The organism is Pseudomonas sp. NY15437 (genome assembly GCF_048068435.1).
GTDB classification, from domain to species: Bacteria; Pseudomonadota; Gammaproteobacteria; order Pseudomonadales; family Pseudomonadaceae; genus Pseudomonas; species Pseudomonas nitroreducens_B.
Genome location: NZ_JBLUQC010000005.1, coordinates 44,735 through 61,688 on the forward strand (window position 1 = coordinate 44,735; position 16,954 = coordinate 61,688).

A 16,954-nucleotide genomic window follows, 5' to 3' on the forward strand; every position below is an offset into this window, starting at 1 on the left:
CGCGAGCAATAACGATGGCGTCCCCCTCGCTCCTACAGGGGATTCGGCGCAGGGGGAGGGCGTTATTTGCCCAAGGAGCTCAATGCCGCTCGACCGACCCGTTGGGATTGCCGCCGGCCGCTTCGGCCAGGCGCCGCGCCTGCTTGAGGTAGAGGGTCAGCTCGCGGGCCGGCAGCGGCTTGCTGTAGAGGTAGCCCTGACCTTCGTGGCAGCCCTGGGCGATGATGTACGCCTCCTGCTCGACCGTCTCCACGCCCTCGGCGATCACCTGCATGCCGAGGCTCTTGCCCAGCTGGATGATGGCGCGAACGATGGTGGCGTCGTCGTCGTCCAGCAGCAAGTCCTGGACGAAACTCTTGTCGATCTTGATCTTGTCCAGCGGCAGGCTCTTCAGGTAGCTCAGCGACGAGTAGCCGGTGCCGAAGTCGTCGATGGCGATCAAGGCGCCGGCACGGCGCAGGCTGAGCAGGTGCTGGGCGGCGGTGGAGATGTCCTCCATCAGGCCGGTCTCGGTGACTTCCAGCTCCAGCGAGCGCGGCGGCAGGCGGTGCATCTGCAACAGGTTGCTGACCACCCGCGGCAGGGCGTTGTGGCGCAGTTGCACGGTGGACAGGTTGACCGCCAGGCGCAGGTCGTCGAAGCCCTGGTCGTGCCATTCGCGTAACTGGCGGCAGGACTGGTCGAGCACCCATTCGCCGATGCTGAAGATGCTGCCGTTCTGCTCCGCCAGCGGAATGAACAGGTCCGGCGCGACCCAGCCCTGGGTCGGGTGCTGCCAGCGCAGCAGCGCCTCGACGCCGACCACGCGGTGATCGCGGTAGTCCACCTGCGGCTGGTAGACCAGGTGCAGCTCGCTGCGCGCCAGGGCTTCGCGCAGGTCCTTCTCCAGTTCGCGGCGACGGCGCATCTCGCTGTCGACGCTGGCGATGTAGAACTGGTAGCGGTTGCGCGAGCGGCTCTTGGCCAGGGTCATGGTCTGCTCGGCTTTCTGCAGCAGCTTCTCGGTGGTCTCGCCGTCCTCGGGGAACAGGGTGATACCGATGGTGGCGCGCAGGTGCACCAGGTGCTGGTCGAGTTCGAAGGGCGCTTCCAGGTCGTCGAGGATCTGCTGGGCCAGCTCCGCCGCTTCGTAGGGTTGCTCGATGTCGGCCTGGACCAGGGCGAACTGGTCGCCACCCAGCCGCGCCAGGGCGCCGAGGTGGGCGCTGCGGGTGCGCAGGCGGTCGGCGAGGGCGATCAGCAGCTGGTCGCCGAACTGGTAGCTGTATTGCTCGTTGATGCCCTTGAAGTCATCCAGCCCCAGGCACAGCACGGCGACCCGGCGTTGCAGGCGCGAGGCGCCCTCGAGGATCTGGTCCAGGCGCTGTTGCAGCAGCTTGCGGTTGGGCAGGCCGGTGAGGAAGTCGTACTGCGAGATGCGCAGCAGGCTGTCTTCGGCTTCCCGGCGCAGGTGGCCGTTGCGCTCGATGGAGGCGAGCAACTGGTTGGCGGTGGTCACCCACAGGCCCAGTTCGTCCTTCTCGTGGCCGTCGGGCATCGGCAGCTTGTGCTGGCTGGGGCGGTCCGGGTTGATCGAGGCCAGGTGCTCGATGATCTTCGACAGTGGCTTGGTCAGCAGCCAGTGGTAGACCATGAACAGCACCAGGCTCAGGGCCATGGCGCGGAGGATGCCGGAGATGAAGATGATCACCGAGGTGGCGACGAAGTCGTCGCCATAGGGCGCGGTGTCTAGGGTGATCTTCAGGTCGCCGTAGTATTCGTTGGAGCCGCCACGGCCGGCGAGGCGGATCGAGTAGTTCTGCTCGGCGCCGAGAATCGGGTCGGTCAGCCAGCGGGTGGTGGAATCCAGCAGCGGGCGGGATTTCTCCGCGAGCATGGGTTCGTCAGGGTGGCCGATGGCGGCATAGCGCACGGCTTCGTGCTGGAACAGCCCTTCGAGGACCTGCATCGCCATGTCGCGGTCGAGGCTGTAGACGGCCTGGGTGGACGGGTCGCGGACCATCGCCAGGATGCGCTGGGCATCGTTGTGCACGGCCTGGCGCGCCTTGTGGGCGTCATAGATGATCTGGGCACAGCTCAGGACTACCCCGACCACGAGGGCCGCGAGCAATACCATACGCAGCAGCTTGAAGGAGAGGCTGTGCCGGGGATCCAGTTTCAAGGGCGTTCCTTGTTTCCGCCAGGGGCGAACGACTGGGGGTGAGTATTGGCAATTGGCGCAGTGACGTCAAAGGGCCATCGTCGTGTTTCTTGACTGTACGGCCTTTCAGGTTAGCTGACACGAAAGTGTTACGCGCCCTTTACGAAAAAACCCGGCGCGGGCCGGGTTTTTCGTATCAAGCGGGGTACGTTCAGGCAGCGAACTGCTCAGCCACGAAGTCCCAGTTGACCAGGTTCCAGAACGCCTCGACGTACTTCGGACGCAGGTTGCGGTAGTCGATGTAGTAGGCGTGTTCCCAGACGTCGCAGGTCAGCAGCGGGGTGTCGCCGCTGGTCAGCGGGCAGCCGGCGCCGATGGTGCTGGCCAGGGCCAGGGAGCCGTCGGCTTTCTTCACCAGCCAGCCCCAGCCGGAGCCGAAGGTGCCGATGGAGGTCTTGCTGAACTCTTCCTTGAACTTGTCGAAGGAACCGAAGGCCGCGTTGATGGCGTCTGCCAGGGCGCCGGTGGGCTGGCCACCGCCGTTGGGGCTCAGGCAGTTCCAGTAGAAGGTGTGGTTCCACACCTGGGCGGCGTTGTTGAAGATGCCGCCGGAAGAGGTCTTGACGATGTCTTCCAGGCTCTTGCCTTCGAACTCGGTGCCCGGAACCAGGTTGTTCAGGTTCACGACGTAGGTGTTGTGGTGCTTGTCGTGGTGGTATTCCAGGGTTTCCGCGGAAATGTGCGGCTCAAGGGCGTTCTTCGCGTAAGGCAGCGGCGGCAATTCGAAAGCCATGGTCTCTCTCCTATCTCACTCAGTCTGGGCTAGCGCGACGAGCGCGCGACCGGTACACGGGGCCGGTTCGATGTTTGTCGCGGCATCCGGGCGTAGCTGCAATGCGCCCCTCAGGGGGCCGGCAGCGCGCCAGTTGCGTCCGGCAGGCTCAGAGCCCGCCGGCGCCACGAAGGTCCGATCATAGCACCCGACCTGTGGCATATCCACGCAGCAACTGTAGGGGCAAAGGCCCTGCGCAGCGGTCTGCGTCGGAGCGCGGCATTCACTATGCACAGACCCGGATGACGGATCGTCGTTCGCATTGCTTCGCCGGCCGCCGTTGTCAGCCGGCGAAGACCAGTTGGGCGGCCATGCCCAGCATCATCACCGCGACCATGAGGTCCACCAGGCGCCAGGTCGCCGGCCGCGCGAGCCACGGCGCCAGCCAGGCGGCGCCCAGGGCGAGGGTGAAGAACCACAGCAGCGACGCGCTGGCCGCGCCCATGGCGTAGGCGCCAGGGGCTGCCTGCTGGGCGCCGAGGGAGCCGATCAGCAGCACGGTGTCGAGGTAGACGTGGGGGTTGAGCAGGGTCACCGCCAGTGCCGCCATCAGCACGGTGCGGCGCGAGCGCGGGCCGGTTTCCCGGGCATCGGCCATGGCTTCGGGTGCGACTGCGCGACGCAGCGCCTTGAGGCCGTACCAGACCAGGAAGGTGACGCCGCCCCAACGGGCGACGGCCAGCAGCGTCGGGTTCTCGGCCAGCACCTTGGCCAGGCCGAACACGCCGGCGCTGACCAGGATGGCGTCGCACAGCACGCACAGCGCGGCGACCGACAGGTGATGCTCGCGGCGCAGGCTCTGGGCGAGGACGAAGGCATTCTGCGCGCCGATGGCGATGATCAGGCCGGCGGCGACCAGCACGCCGTTGAAGTAGCTCTGCCACATGGTTCAGGCCTCCGGATTCAGTGCGAGTGCGCGCAGGGCTTCGAGCGCGCGCGGGCCGTCGGCGTGGGCGACGAACAGGTGGTCGTGGTACCAGGCGGCAATCACGTTGCAGCTGATCCCGGCCTTCGCCAGGGCGCCGGCCACCGCGGCGGTGAGGCCGACCGCCTGCAGCGCCGAATGCACCTCCAGGGTCAGCCAGGCGGCGACATAGTCGAACGCCAGCCCGGCCCGTTCGGCCTCGGCGCGCGGCAGGATCAGCGTCAGCCCTTCGCGTTCGCGGAAGCTGCCCAGCGCTTGCAGGCCGGCCGGCAGCTGGCCGTCGGGCAGGGTGCAGAACACGTACTCACCATCGTTGAGTACCGGAGTCATGTCGCGCAGCAGCGCGGCCAGGGAGGTTTCGCCAGCCATGTGGAATCCATCGGCAGAGGGGGAATGCTGGCGATTCTCCGGTGTTGGCCTGTATAAGAAAAATCAATACTGCTGATATCTCATTAGGGAAACTGATCATGTTCGACTACAAGCTGCTCGCCGCCCTGGCCGCCGTGGTGGAGCAGGGCGGTTTCGAGCGCGGTGCCCAGGTGCTGGGGCTGTCGCAATCCGCCATCTCCCAGCGCATCAAGTTGCTCGAGGCGCGAGTGGGACAGCCGGTGCTGGTGCGCGCGGCGCGGCCGCAGCCCACCGACCTGGGCCAGCGCCTGCTCAATCATGTGCAGCAGGTGCGCCTGCTGGAGGGCGACCTGCAGCAGTGGGTGCCCGCGCTGGATGACGGCGCGGCGCCCGAACGCCTGCGCCTGGCGCTGAACGCCGACAGCCTGGCGACCTGGTGGGCCGAGGCGGTCGGCGACTTCTGCGGCGAGCGCCACGTGTTGCTGGACCTGGTGGTGGAGGACCAGGAAGTCGGCCTCAAGCGCATGCGCGCCGGCGAGGTGGCCGGCTGCGTCTGCGCCAGTCCGCGCCCCGTGGCCGGCGGCCGGTGCGAGCCGCTGGGCGCGATGCGGTACCGCGGGCTGGCCAGCCCGGCGTTCGTCGCCCGGCACTTTCCCCAGGGCGTGACGCCGGCCGGGCTGGTGCGCGCCCCGGCGATCGTCTATGGCCCGGACGATCAACTGCAGCACCGCTACCTGAAGAACCTGGGCGTCGATGGTCACTTCAGCTACCACCTGTGTCCGTCGTCGGAAGGCTTCGTGCGCATGACCAGCGGCGGCCTCGGCTGGGGCCTGGTGCCCGAGCAGCAGGTGCACGGCGAGCTGCAACGCGGCGAACTGGTGGACATGCTGCCGGGGCAGGCGATCGACGTGCCCTTGTACTGGCACCACTGGCGCAATGGCGGGGAGTTGCTCGCCGCGCTGACCCGGCACCTGCTGGCGAAGGCGCCGGGCCTGCTGGTGCCGATCAGCCGCGAATGACGATGCTGCCGCTGCCGGGCAACTGCTCGATGCAGCGGGCGCCGAAGAGCGTGGAGGGGGTGAAGTAGCCGACCGTGTTCGGGTTCGCCTGCAGGTGGCGCACCGCGAAGAGCACACCGTGGATGGTCACGTCGTAGCCGTTGGCGGTTTCCAGCCGTGCGGTGCGACGCTCGCCCCGGGCGTTGCGCACTTCGCCCCAGACCCAGGTGCGCAGCTTGCTGCGGGCCAGTTCGTCGGGGCCGTGGACGCGCTTGTCCACCTGCTGCTTGAGCCAGTCCTGCACCCGGTCGCGGCCCAGCAGCGGGCGCAGGCCGTCCATCAGGCGCATGCCGAGGGCGGCGGCGGGCGGCACCGGCAGGTAGACCTCGATGTCGCCGATGCCGGTGGTGTAGTAGGCCGTCGCCACGTCGCCCCAGGGGATGGTCACCGCGTGCTTGAGGCCGCGGCCGAAGTCGATGTCACGGCGCTTGTAGCCCAGCGGCACGTCACGCAGGCGCCCGGCCTCGCGCACCTTGCCGCCCAGCTTGAGGCCTTCCACGGTGGTCTTGGCGGTGCCCGGCGACAGGCCGCTGCCGCTGTCGAAGCCCAGCGCCAGGTGGGTGGCATCGGGCAGAGCCTGCTTCAGGCAGGCGGCGACGCAGTCGGTGGGAATCACGTCGAAGCCGACGCCGGGGCAGATCGCCACGCCCGCCGCGCGCGCCACGTCGTCTAGGTCGTGGGCGTACTCGAAGACGGAAATCTCGCCGGTGATGTCCACGTAGTGCGCGCCGCTGGCAATGCACGCCTCGATCATCGGTGCGGCGGTGGCGGAGAACGGGCCGGCGCAGTTGGCGACCACGCCGACGCCGTCCAGCGCAGCCAACGCGGCGGCGCTGTCGTTGAGGTCGAATACGCGGCACTCCAGGCCCAGGGAACTGCCCAGCGCATGCAGGCTGGCCGGGCTGCGGCCGCCGAGGATCGGCTTCAGGCCTTCGCGCTGCGCCTGCTCGGCCACCAGCCGGCCGGTGTAGCCGTTGGCGCCGTAGATCATCCAGTGGGGCTTGCTCATCATGCGGCCTCGATAGAAAGCGAAGAGTGCTTCAAGGGTAGCCGCAACCGCCCGGCGCATGTCGCCGATCGTAGGTCGTGCAACCCTGGCGCAGCGGCGCGGTCTGCAAGGATTCGTTTCTGGCGTGCAAGGCCAGAGTGGTAAGGTGCGGCGCCTGCTAGAGTCGCCGGACTATAAGAACGGGAGTGGCGTGCATGAAGATTCTGGTCACCGGAGCCAGCGGGTTCATTGGCGGACGTTTTGCCCGTTTCGCCCTGGAGCAGGGGCTGGCGGTCCGGGTGAACGGACGCCGCGAGGAGGCGCTGCAACCCCTGGTGGCGCGCGGGGCGGAGTTCATCGCCGGCGACCTGTCGGACCCGGCGCTGGTGCGCGCGCTGTGCAGCGACGTCGACGCCGTGGTGCATTGCGCCGGCGCGGTCGGCGTGTGGGGCAGCCGGGAGTACTTCCACCAGGCCAATGTCACCATGACCGAGTCGGTGGTCGAGGCCTGCCTCAAGCAGAAGGTGCGTCGGCTGGTGCACCTGTCGTCGCCGTCGATCTATTTCGATGGCCAGGCCCACGTCGGCATCACCGAGCAGCAGGTGCCCAAGCGCTTCGCCAACCACTATGGTTCGACCAAGTACCAGTCCGAACGGGTCGCCCTTGGCGCCCAGGAGTTCGGCCTGGAAGTGCTGGCGCTGCGCCCGCGCTTCGTCACCGGCGCTGGCGACACCAGCATCTTCCCGCGGATGATCGCCGCGCACCGCAAGGGCCGCCTGCGCATCATCGGCCAGGGTCTGAACAAGGTGGACTTCACTAGCATCCAGAACCTCAACGACGCCCTGTTCGCCAGCCTGATGGCGGGGGACGAGGCGCTCGGCCAGGCCTACAACATCAGCAACGGTCAGCCGTTGCCACTGTGGGACGTGGTCAACTACGTGCTGCGCCGGCTGGATATGCCGCCGGTGGAACGGCACATGCCCTATGGGTTGGCGTACAGCCTGGCGCTGCTCAACGAGGGTGTGTGCAAGGTCCTGCCCGGCCGCCCGGAACCGACCCTGCATCGCCTGGGGATGGCGGTGATGGCCAAGGACTTCTCCCTGGACATCTCCCGCGCCCGCCAGTACCTCGACTACGACCCGCAGAACAGCCTGTGGGATGCGCTGGACGAGTTCTGCGACTGGTGGCGGCTGCGCGGTGCGTAGCGGCTGGCGCCCGCTGTAGGAGCGGGCCGTGCCCGCGATCGCGCGCATGGCGCGCTCCTACAAGTCAATGCCGCAGCTGGACGGGTCGCGAGCAAGCTCGCTCCTACAGGAAATGTCGGCGTCAGCGCGAGGGGCGGGCACCGCCGCGCAGCGGGCCGGAGTACTGCTGCTCGCCGCCGCCTTGCATCGGCAGGAAGCTCGGCTCCTGCACCACGCGGGGCAGTTGCACGCCGCTCAGCTCGCTCAGGCGCTCGCCCAGCTGGCGGGTTTCCTCCCGCGCGGAATCGGCGCAGGCGCGCAGCATGCGTTCGATGGCGTCGCTTTGCTGGTACTGGATTTCCAGTGCCTGTTCTTCACGCAGACGGCGGCGCAGTTCGCGCATGCAATCCAGGATGGCCTTGTTGAGTTCGATCACCCGACTTCCTCCCCCGCGAAGGGCGCCAACGCGGCGCCACGTACGAAGAACGGGAGCAAGGGACGTGCCACGATGTCGCAAAGCCACTATTGGCGGGTCGCCTGGGGAACTGCGCGGCCCGTCACGGGTCTTCTGTGCGCCGACGAGGTGCGCGACGCCCTGTGATGGCACGCTGCCCCCAGGCTGCTCTCTAAGAGTCATGCGAACGGATATACTGCGCCCTGCGCAGGCAACACGCCGCTTTATCCCCACAGGTTCATTCCATGCGTAACGACACGTTCGACGAATTCGATGATGTGCCCCACCTGTCCACCGATGCCGCCGACCGCGACGAGTTCGGCCACCACCCGCGCCGCGTGGTCGAGCCCAGCGGCCGCCCGCTGCCGCAGCCGGTGAAACGCGGCGGCGGCACCGGAGCGCTGTGGGCATTGGTCGCGGCCATGGCCATCGCTCTGGGCGGCGTGGGCTGGTGGAGCCACCAGCAGTTGATGCTCATGGAGCAGCAACTGATCGCCACCCAGGAAAGCTTCGCCAAGATCAGCGAGGAGGCCGCCGGTCGCCTGGATGATATTCGCGGCAAGTTCGTCGCCAATGAATCCAACGTCATGACCGACCGCGAAGCGCTGAAGTTGCAGGTCAAGCAGCTGCAGGGCCGTCTCGCCGAGCAGGCCAAGGCCCAGCAGGCCTCGCTGTCGGAATTCGACGGCGCCCAGGGCAAGCGCCTGGCGCAGGTCAGCGCCGAGCTCAAGGAGCAGCAGGAAAGCGCCGCGCTGCTGATGCAGCAACTGGACGTGAAGCTCAAGGCCATCGCCGACGAGCAGGCCAAGTACAAGAACGTGCAGGCGGACCTGACCGCCGCCAACCAGCAGATCCAGGCGCTGAACACCGAGATCGCCAACCTGAAGAAGCAGGGCAACCAGAGCCAGGCGATCAAGAGTCTTCAGGACGACCTGATGCTGCTGCGCGCCGAGGTCGACGGCCGTCAGGGCCAGGCCAGCAACGACACCAAGGAGTTCGACGTGTTCCGCATCCAGGTGATGCGCAACATCAATACCCTGCAGCAGCAGATGCAGAACCTCCAGCAGCAGATCAGCACCCGCTGATCCGCCCGCGAACAGGAAAAGCCCCCGCACCGAAAGGTCCGGGGGCTTTTTGATGGTCGTCCCTCTTTTGGGGTGGCGACGGCAAAACTTGTCCTGAGTCAGTTTCCGGGGCCGCGGCGAAGCGAATAATCGCCAGCAAATGAGAGTCGTTCCAATTCTCCCTTTGCCTTCCTGGAGACTTCCCATGCACGATCTTCAAGCGCAGCGCCGCTACCGCATCGCCGGTTACCGGCCCGGGATCGGCGCCGCGTTCCGCCAGCGCCTGTTCTCCATGGGGCTGCTGCCGGGCGCCGAACTGAAGGTGCGCCGCGTGGCGCCGCTGGGCGATCCGATACAGGTGGATACCCGCCAGTGCAGCCTGGTGCTGCGCCGCCGCGACCTGGCCTTCCTCCAGCTCGAAGCGCAGGACTGACCGGCCATGGAGGAGCTGCGCATCGGCCTGATCGGCAACCCCAACGCGGGCAAGACCACCCTGTTCAACCAGCTCACCGGCGCGCGCCAGCGCGTCGGCAACTGGGCCGGCGTCACCGTCGAACGCAAGGAGGGCAGCTTTCGCACGCCGCGCCACCACGTGCGCCTGGTGGATTTGCCCGGCACCTACTCGCTGACCACGCTGTCCGCTCAGGCCTCGCTGGACGAGCAGATCGCCCGCCGCTGCATCGTCGATGGCGAGGTGGATGTGCTGGTCAACGTGGTGGACGCCACCAACCTGGAACGCAACCTCTACCTCACCGTGCAGTTGCGCGAGCTGGGCCTGCCCTGCGTGGTGGCGCTGAACATGCTGGACATCGCCCGCACCCAGGGCCTGGCCATCGACCGCGAGGCGCTGGCGCGGGAACTGGGTTGCCCGGTGGTGCCGCTGGTGTCGACCCGTGGCGAAGGCATCGACGCGCTGAAGCAGGCCATCGACGAGGTCAGCGCCCAGCCGCCGCTGCAGGTGCCGTATCCCGCCGCCCTGCGCAACGCCGTCAGCCAACTGCTGCCGGCCGATGCGCCGCCGGCCCTGGGGTGGCTGGGCCTGCTGGCGCTGGAGGGCGATTTGCACAGTGCCCGGCAGCTCAAGCTGGACCCGGCGAGCCTGCTGGCCGCGCGCGACGCCATCCGCTGCGCGTGCGGCGAAGACCCGGAACTGCTCCTGGTGGACGCGCGCTACCGGCTGATCGGCGACCTCTGCGAGCGCGCCAGCAACCACCGCGAGGCGGCGCCGCATCGCCTGACCCAGGTGCTCGACAGCGTCGCGCTGAACCGCTGGCTGGGCATCCCGGTGTTTCTCCTGGTGATGTACCTGATGTTCTTCTTCGCCATCACCCTGGGCGGCGCGTTGCAGCCGATCTTCGACCAGGGCTCCTCGGCGCTCTTCATCGACGGCATCCAGTGGCTGGGTGCCCGCACCGGCGCGCCGGACTGGCTCACTGCGCTGCTGGCCCAGGGCCTGGGCGGCGGCATCAATGCGGTTCTGCCGCTGATCCCGCAGATCGGCCTGATGTACCTGTTCCTCGCCGTGCTCGAAGACTCCGGCTACATGGCTCGCGCCGCCTTCGTCATGGACCGCCTGATGCAGGCCCTCGGCCTGCCGGGCAAATCCTTCGTGCCGCTGATCGTCGGCTTCGGCTGCAACGTGCCCTCGATCATGGGCACCCGCACCCTGGACAACCCGCGCGAACGACTGATGACGTCGATGATGGCGCCGTTCATGTCCTGCGGCGCGCGGCTGGCGATCTTCGCCGTGTTCGCCGCGGCGTTCTTCGGCCAGCACGGCGCGCTGGCGATCTTCTCGCTGTACCTGCTGGGCATCGTCGTGGCGGTGCTCACCGGCCTGCTGCTCAAGCACACGCTGATGCGCGGCGAGGCGTCGCCGTTCGTCATGGAGCTGCCGCTGTACCACGTGCCGCACCTGCGCAGCCTGCTGCTGCAGACCTGGATGCGCCTGCGCGCCTTCGTGGTCCGCGCCGGGACGGTGATCATCCTGGTCAGCCTGGTGATCGGCGGCCTCAACAGCATCACCCTCGAGGGCCGTCCGGTGCGCGGCGACATCGCCGACTCGGCGCTGGCCAGCCTCAGCCACCAGGTCACCCCTCTGCTGGCGCCCATGGGCGTGCACCCGGACAACTGGCAGGCCACGGTCGGCCTGGTCACCGGCGCGCTGGCCAAGGAAGTGGTGGTCGGCACGTTGAACACCCTGTACACCGCCGAGCACATCCAGGGCGAGCCCTTCGATGCCGACGCCTACGACCCCTGGAGCCAGTTGAAGCAGGCCGGCGCGGACACGCTGGAAGGGCTGCGCCACGCCTTCAGTCTCAGCGTGCTGGCCAACCCGGTGGCCGCGAGCATGGCCGACGGCGAGATGCAGGAAGGCTCCATGGGCACCTTCGCCGCCAAGTTCGGCAGCGCCCTGGCCGCCTACAGCTACCTGGTGTTCGTGCTGCTCTACGTGCCCTGCGTGGCGACGCTTGGCGCGCTGACCCGCGAGAGCGGTCGCGGCTGGATGACCTTCGCGGTGTTCTGGGGCCTGAACGTGGCGTACTCGCTGGCGACCCTCTGCTATCAGGTGTTCAGCTTCGCCGAGCATCCTCGCTACAGCGCCGCGGCCATCGGCTTGGTGCTGGCGTTCAACCTGGGGCTGTTCCTGATTTTGCGCCGCGTCGGCCGGCATGGCCTGGCGCTGGACGGCGAGCGCGACCTGCGCCCAGCGCCAGCGGGGAGCTGCCACTGATGGCCACGGCCATCGCGCTGCGCGACCTGCTCGGCGAACTGGGCGAGGCGGACGTGCCGACCCTGGCCCGACGCCTCGGCGCCTCCCAGGCCCTGCTCGACGCGCTGCTGGAGCGGCTGCTGGCAATGGGCGTGGTGGAAAGGATCGCGCCCGCGCCGGCAGCCTGCGGGAGCTGCAAGGGCTGCGGGGAAACGACGCGGTGCGCGCCGGCGGGGTATCGCTTGGCCGGACGCAACGGCGCCATGCCACTGCGCTGGATCACAACCTGACAGAGGACTGCCTTTCGTAGGAGCGAGCTTGCTCGCGAACGGCCCAGCTCCGAAGCCGAGAGGTTCGCGAGCAAGCTCGCTCCTACAGGAACCGGCAACACCGAGCTTCCCTTGTAGGAGCGGGCCATGCCCGCGATCGCGCGCACGGCGCGCTCCCACAGGTCGGCTGCGAATTTTCAGAAACGCAGGCTGGGTGGAGCCTAAGCGATACCCCTGCGGCCGGTGCCACATGAGTGATGGGTATCGCTGCGCTCCACGCCATCCTACGCCCAGCAATCGGGCCGGAGCGGGCCTTCCGCCCAAGCTGCTCGACATCCAACCCAGCGGCTTTTCGTAGGAGCGAGCTTGCTCGCGAACGGGGCCAGCTCCGAAGCCGTGAGGTTCGCGAGCAAGCTCTCTCCTACAGCAACCGGCAACACCGAACTGCCCTTGTAGGAGCGGGCCATGCCCGCGATCGCGCGCACGGCGCGCTCCCACAGGTCGGCTGCGGTTCTTAAGGCCAATAAAAAAGGGCGCCTCCAAGGAAGGCGCCCTTTTCATCGCGACAGGAACCCGGCCCTTACAGGCGCGGGTAGTCCAGGTAGCCGACCGGGCCCTTGCCGTAGAAGGTTTCCGGGTGCGGTTCGTTCCAGGGAGCGTCCTTCTGCAGGCGGGTCACCAGGTCCGGGTTGGCGATGAACGGGATGCCGAAGGCAACCGCATCAGCCTTGCCGCTTTCCAGCCACTGGGTGGCGGATTCTTTGGTGAAGCGCTCGTTGGCGATGTATACGCCGCCGAAGATTTCCTTCAGTTTCGGGCCGATGCTGTCGTCAGCGGCCTTTTCGCGGGTGCAGATGAACGCCACGCCGCGCTTGCCCAGCTCGCGGGCCACGTAGCCGAAGGTGGCCAGCGGGTCGGCATCGCCCATGTCGTGGGAGTCCATGCGCGGTGCCAGGTGCACGCCCACGCGGCCGGCGCCCCACACGCCGATGGCGGCGTCGGTGACTTCCAGCAGCAGGCGCGCACGGTTCTCGATGGAGCCGCCGTACTGGTCGGTGCGCTGGTTGGTGCTGCTCTGCAGGAACTGGTCGAGCAGGTAGCCGTTGGCGCCGTGGATTTCCACGCCGTCAAAACCCGCGGCCTTGGCGTTCTCGGCGCCCTGGCGGTAGGCCTCGACGATGTCGGCGATCTCTTCGGTTTCCAGCGCGCGCGGGGTGACGAACTCCTTGATCGGGCGCACCAGGCTGACGTGGCCGGCCGGCTTGATGGCGCTCGGCGCCACCGGCAGCTCACCGTTCAGGTACAGCGGGTCGGAAATGCGGCCCACGTGCCACAGCTGCAGGAAGATGCGGCCACCGTTGGCGTGCACGGCCTTGGTGACGTTGGTCCAGCCGCGTACCTGGTCGTCGGACCAGATGCCGGGGGTGTCCGGGTAGCCGACGCCCATCGGGGTCACCGAGGTGGCTTCGCTGAGGATCAGGCCGGCGTCGGCGCGCTGGGTGTAGTACTCGGCCATCAGCGCGTTGGGCACACGGCCTTCGTCGGCGCGGCAACGGGTCAGCGGGGCCATGACGATGCGGTTGGGCAGTTCCAGGTCACCGATGACGATGGGGTCGAAAAGCGTGGTCATTGCGTTACTCCGGGGCGTGAGGGTAGAGGATCAATCAAGGACAGGTTGGGGCTGGTTGGGTTTGCCGCTGAAGGCGATCATCACCGCGATCAGCGCGAGGACGGAGAGCACGGCGCCTGCCAGGGGCACGCGGGTAAGGCCCAGGCCGTGGTCGATGACGCTGCCGCCGACCCAGGCGCCGATGGCATTGCCGACGTTGAAGGCGCCGATGTTCAGGGTGGCGACCAGGTTCGGCGCGGCGCCGCCGACGCGCACCACGTTCACCTGCAGGGCCGGCACGGCGGCGAAGGCGGCGGCAGCCCAGATGAACAGGGTGATCTCGGCCGGCACCAGCGCGGCGCTGGTCCAGCTCAGCGCGGTGGACACCACCGCCATGACGGCGAACACGCCGGCCAGGGTGGTGCCCAGGCGCCAGTCGGCGAGGCGGCCGCCGATGATGTTGCCCAGGGTCAGGCCCAGGCCGATCAGCACCAGGCTCCAGGTGATGCCGCGCGGCGAGACCCGCGTGACTTCGCCCAGCAGCGGCGCGACGTAGGTGAACAAGGCGAAGACGGCCGCCGAGAACAGTACGGTGGTACCCAGCGCGAGCCACAGCGGGCCGTTGCGCAGCGCGGCGACTTCCTTGCGCATGTCCACCGCTTCTTCGTCGTTGTTGCGGGGCAGCACGCGCCACAGGCCGATCAGTGCCGCCACGCCAATCAGCGTCACCACCCAGAACGGCGAGCGCCAGCCGGCGATCTGGCCCAGCGCGGTGCCGGCCGGCACGCCCAGCACGTTGGCCAGGGTCAGGCCGGTGAACATCAGGGCCACGGCAGAAGCCTTGCGGTTGGCCGGCACCAGGCTGGCAGCGACCACCGAGCCGATGCCGAAGAAGGCGCCATGGCAGAGCGCGGTGATGATCCGCGCCAGCATCAGCAGGCCGTAGTTGGCGGCTACCGCGCAGAGCAGGTTGCCGAGGATGAAGATGCCCATGAGCATCAGCAGGGCGGTCTTGCGCGGCAGGCGGGCGGTGAGCAGGGCCATGATCGGCGCGCCGATGGCGACGCTGAAGGCATAGCCGCTGACCAGCCAGCCGGCGGCCGGGATGGTGACGGACAGGTCGCCCGCGACCTCGGGCAGCAGGCCCATGATCACGAATTCCGTGGTGCCGATGGCAAACGCGGACAAAGCGAGGACGAGAAGCGAAGTGGGCATGCGCCTGCTCCTGGAAGTGGAAGTTGTCTTGGCTGGCAGTAGCCGGTTACAGCGCTTCGCTCAGGTGGCGAACAAAGGCCCGGATGGTTTCTTCATTGCGTTTGAAGAAGTTCCACTGGCCGACTTTTCGACTGGTCACCAGGCCCGCGCGCTGGAGGGTGGCCAGATGCGCGGAGACGGTGGATTGCGACAGACCGGTGCGCTGGTCGAACTTGCCGGCGCAGACGCCGATCTCGAAGGACTGGTGTTCCTGCTCGACGAAGAACTGCTCCGGATCCTTGAGCCAGTGCAGCATGTCGCGCCGCACCGGATGAGCCAGGGCCTTGAAGATTTCGTCGAGGTCGATGCCAGGATCGAGCATGGGTTGTTCAGTCATGGGGCACTTCGGTATATCGCGTTGGGACGAACTATATATCGGTCAAAAACGATATGAATTCGTTTGGGGCGATAGTAATGATCACCAGCGATGATATTACCTGGCTGCGTAGGAGCGGGCTCCGTCCGCGATCGGCGCCGGGCGCGATGCGGACCTATCGCGGATGAATCCGCTCCTACGCCATGGTCACGGCACCGCGATTCAGATCGGCACCGGATCCGCGCTAAGCTCTCCCCATGAACTACCTCGCGCACCTCCACCTGGGCGGCGACCGGCCCGCCCAACTGCTCGGCAGCCTCTATGGCGACTTCGTCAAAGGCCCGCTGGCCGGCCAGTGGCCCGCCGAGATCGAGGCGGGCATTCGCCTGCACCGGCGCATCGACGCCTTCACCGACAGTCACGCCTTGATACACAGTGCCAAGACGCGCTTCCCCAGCGAGCGCCGGCGCATGGCCGGCGTGCTTCTCGACGTGTTCTTCGACCACTGCCTGGCCCGCGACTGGGGGCGCTTCTCTGGCGAGCCGCTGGAGCACTTCACCCAACGGGTCTACGGTGTACTGGGCCGCACGCCCGGCCTGCCGGAGCGTCTGGCACGCATTGCACCGCGCATGGCAGCGCAGGACTGGCTCGGCAGTTACCGGGAGTTCGAGGTGCTGCAGGATGTGGTCAGCGGGATGTCCCGGCGCCTGTCCCGGCCGTCCCTGCTGGATGGCGCCTGGGAGGAGCTGGACCGCCTGTACGAACCCTTGAGCGGCGATTTCCGCGAGTTCTATCCCGAGTTGCAGGCCTTCGTCAGAAATCTGCCGAATTCGATGGACGGTCCGGCCTGACTTGATATGCGTCAACCGCCCGCCGGCCCATCGCGTGTGCAATAGACACATCTGAAGGACGACGAGAGGAGCAGCATCATGAAGTCGTTAATGGTCGCAACGGATCTATCCGGCCGTTCCGAAAAGGCTTTGCACCGTGCCGCAGCGCTGGCCAAGCGCTACGCCTGCCCGTGGAGCGTGGTCTACGTGGTCGACGAGGACCAGCCTTCGGCGCTGGTCGAGCAGGAAGTCACCCAGGTGCGCCTGATGCTCGAAGCGCGACTGGTGGAACTCACCGAACTGGGCGGCACCTGCCCGAAACTGCTGGTGGAGCGCGGCGATCCGAATCAACAGATTCTTGCCGCGGCGAAGAAGCAGAACTGCGAACTGCTGGTGATGGGCGCGCACCGCAAGAGCGTGCTGCGCGATATCTTCGTCGGCACCACCGTCGAGCGTGTGCTGCGCGCCGGGCAACTGCCGGTGCTGGTGGTCAACCAGCCGGCCGGCGGGGAATACCGCGACCTGCTGATCGCGCTCGACACCTCGCCGGCGTCGGCCCATGCGGTGGAAGTGGCCGATCAACTGGGCCTGCTCGAAGGTGCCGTGCGCCGCGGCGTCTATGCCTTCAGCCCGCTGGCCAAGGGCATGATGCAGTACTCCGGGGTGAGCGAGGAGCGCATCGACGAATTCGTCGGCACCGAATCGCGCCAGGCGGTGGATGACCTGAAGAAATTCCTCCACGAGCAGCACCTGGAAGGCCGCATCGATGAACAACTGGTGGCCGTCGGGCTGCCGGGCAACGTGCTGCAGCGGATGGTCGACAAGCATCGGCCCGATCTGCTGGTCATGGGTACTCGGGGTATGGGCGGGATCAAGCGTGCCCTGATCGGCAGTGTTGCCGACTACGCTCTGCGCGAACTGGATTGTGACATCCTGGTCGTGCCGCCGGAGGCCTGAGCCTGCGGCGTCT

17 protein-coding genes are annotated in these 16,954 nt (G+C 67.5%); 8 read left to right on the plus strand and 9 right to left on the minus strand.

Annotated features, from left to right (window positions below):
* Positions 1-79: 79 nt before the first annotated feature.
* The 4 genes from ACNFIA_RS13450 to ACNFIA_RS13465 form a co-directional block, all read right to left on the minus strand.
* Positions 80-2,161, minus strand: a complete 2,082-nt coding sequence (locus tag ACNFIA_RS13450; protein ID WP_259757303.1) for a putative bifunctional diguanylate cyclase/phosphodiesterase — start codon at positions 2,159-2,161, stop codon at positions 80-82.
* 190 nt (positions 2,162-2,351) lie between these two features.
* The gene (sodB, locus tag ACNFIA_RS13455; RefSeq protein ID WP_024762591.1) at positions 2,352-2,933 is read right to left on the minus strand and encodes a superoxide dismutase [Fe]; all 582 of its coding nucleotides are present in this window, start codon (positions 2,931-2,933) and stop codon (positions 2,352-2,354) included.
* Between the two features lie 322 nt (positions 2,934-3,255).
* Positions 3,256-3,858 (minus strand): LysE/ArgO family amino acid transporter, encoded by a 603-nt coding sequence (locus tag ACNFIA_RS13460; protein WP_416785529.1) that lies wholly within the window; start codon positions 3,856-3,858, stop codon positions 3,256-3,258.
* A gap of 3 nt (positions 3,859-3,861) precedes the next feature.
* Entirely contained in the window at positions 3,862-4,266 is a 405-nt protein-coding gene (locus tag ACNFIA_RS13465) for an ACT domain-containing protein (RefSeq protein ID WP_416785532.1), read from the minus strand.
* Between the two features lie 92 nt (positions 4,267-4,358).
* Between ACNFIA_RS13465 and ACNFIA_RS13470 the strand changes: the two genes are divergently transcribed.
* Positions 4,359-5,264: a LysR family transcriptional regulator ArgP gene (locus tag ACNFIA_RS13470; protein WP_416786112.1), complete on the plus strand. Its 906-nt coding sequence runs from the start codon at positions 4,359-4,361 to the stop codon at positions 5,262-5,264.
* Here the strand turns inward: ACNFIA_RS13470 and ACNFIA_RS13475 are convergent.
* Positions 5,251-6,312, minus strand: a complete 1,062-nt coding sequence (locus ACNFIA_RS13475; RefSeq protein ID WP_416785534.1) for a saccharopine dehydrogenase family protein — start codon at positions 6,310-6,312, stop codon at positions 5,251-5,253. The two genes, ACNFIA_RS13470 and ACNFIA_RS13475, sit on opposite strands and share 14 nt — an antisense overlap.
* A gap of 194 nt (positions 6,313-6,506) precedes the next feature.
* Between ACNFIA_RS13475 and ACNFIA_RS13480 the strand changes: the two genes are divergently transcribed.
* Entirely contained in the window at positions 6,507-7,496 is a 990-nt protein-coding gene (locus ACNFIA_RS13480; protein WP_259757298.1) for an NAD-dependent epimerase/dehydratase family protein, read from the plus strand.
* A 121-nt stretch (positions 7,497-7,617) separates the two neighbouring features.
* On the opposite strand, the gene ACNFIA_RS13485 is transcribed toward ACNFIA_RS13480, so the two are convergent.
* Complete coding sequence (locus ACNFIA_RS13485; RefSeq protein WP_259759467.1) at positions 7,618-7,908, minus strand: hypothetical protein; 291 nt, start codon at positions 7,906-7,908, stop codon at positions 7,618-7,620.
* A gap of 266 nt (positions 7,909-8,174) precedes the next feature.
* On the opposite strand from ACNFIA_RS13485, the gene ACNFIA_RS13490 reads away from it, so the two are divergent.
* From ACNFIA_RS13490 to ACNFIA_RS13505, 4 genes are all read left to right on the plus strand, one after another.
* On the plus strand, positions 8,175-9,014 hold the full coding sequence (locus tag ACNFIA_RS13490) for an ATPase (protein ID WP_259757297.1): 840 nt from the start codon (positions 8,175-8,177) through the stop codon (positions 9,012-9,014).
* Between the two features lie 184 nt (positions 9,015-9,198).
* Entirely contained in the window at positions 9,199-9,426 is a 228-nt protein-coding gene (feoA, locus tag ACNFIA_RS13495) for a ferrous iron transporter A (RefSeq protein ID WP_259757296.1), read from the plus strand.
* Between the two features lie 6 nt (positions 9,427-9,432).
* On the plus strand, positions 9,433-11,727 hold the full coding sequence (gene feoB, locus ACNFIA_RS13500) for a Fe(2+) transporter permease subunit FeoB (RefSeq protein WP_416785539.1): 2,295 nt from the start codon (positions 9,433-9,435) through the stop codon (positions 11,725-11,727).
* Entirely contained in the window at positions 11,727-11,996 is a 270-nt protein-coding gene (locus ACNFIA_RS13505; protein ID WP_259757294.1) for a FeoC-like transcriptional regulator, read from the plus strand. The genes feoB and ACNFIA_RS13505 overlap by 1 nt, the downstream gene beginning before the upstream one ends.
* 559 nt (positions 11,997-12,555) lie before the next feature.
* Here the strand turns inward: ACNFIA_RS13505 and ACNFIA_RS13510 are convergent.
* Genes ACNFIA_RS13510 through ACNFIA_RS13520 form a run of 3 tightly spaced genes read right to left on the minus strand, consistent with a single transcriptional unit; the run spans position 12,556 to position 15,160 of the window.
* Positions 12,556-13,605 (minus strand): alkene reductase, encoded by a 1,050-nt coding sequence (locus ACNFIA_RS13510; protein WP_259757293.1) that lies wholly within the window; start codon positions 13,603-13,605, stop codon positions 12,556-12,558.
* 30 nt (positions 13,606-13,635) lie between these two features.
* On the minus strand, positions 13,636-14,799 hold the full coding sequence (locus tag ACNFIA_RS13515; protein ID WP_416785543.1) for an MFS transporter: 1,164 nt from the start codon (positions 14,797-14,799) through the stop codon (positions 13,636-13,638).
* Positions 14,800-14,845: 46 nt separating this feature from the next.
* Positions 14,846-15,160, minus strand: coding sequence for an ArsR/SmtB family transcription factor (locus tag ACNFIA_RS13520; protein WP_259759466.1), 315 nt, complete (start codon positions 15,158-15,160; stop codon positions 14,846-14,848).
* Positions 15,161-15,411: 251 nt separating this feature from the next.
* Between ACNFIA_RS13520 and ACNFIA_RS13525 the strand changes: the two genes are divergently transcribed.
* Positions 15,412-16,005 carry an ACP phosphodiesterase gene (locus ACNFIA_RS13525; protein ID WP_259757291.1) on the plus strand — a complete coding sequence of 198 codons (594 nt, stop codon included), beginning with the start codon at positions 15,412-15,414 and terminating at the stop codon, positions 16,003-16,005.
* A gap of 78 nt (positions 16,006-16,083) precedes the next feature.
* Positions 16,084-16,941 carry a universal stress protein gene (locus tag ACNFIA_RS13530; RefSeq protein WP_259757290.1) on the plus strand — a complete coding sequence of 286 codons (858 nt, stop codon included), beginning with the start codon at positions 16,084-16,086 and terminating at the stop codon, positions 16,939-16,941.
* The last annotated feature ends 13 nt before the right edge of the window (positions 16,942-16,954 follow it).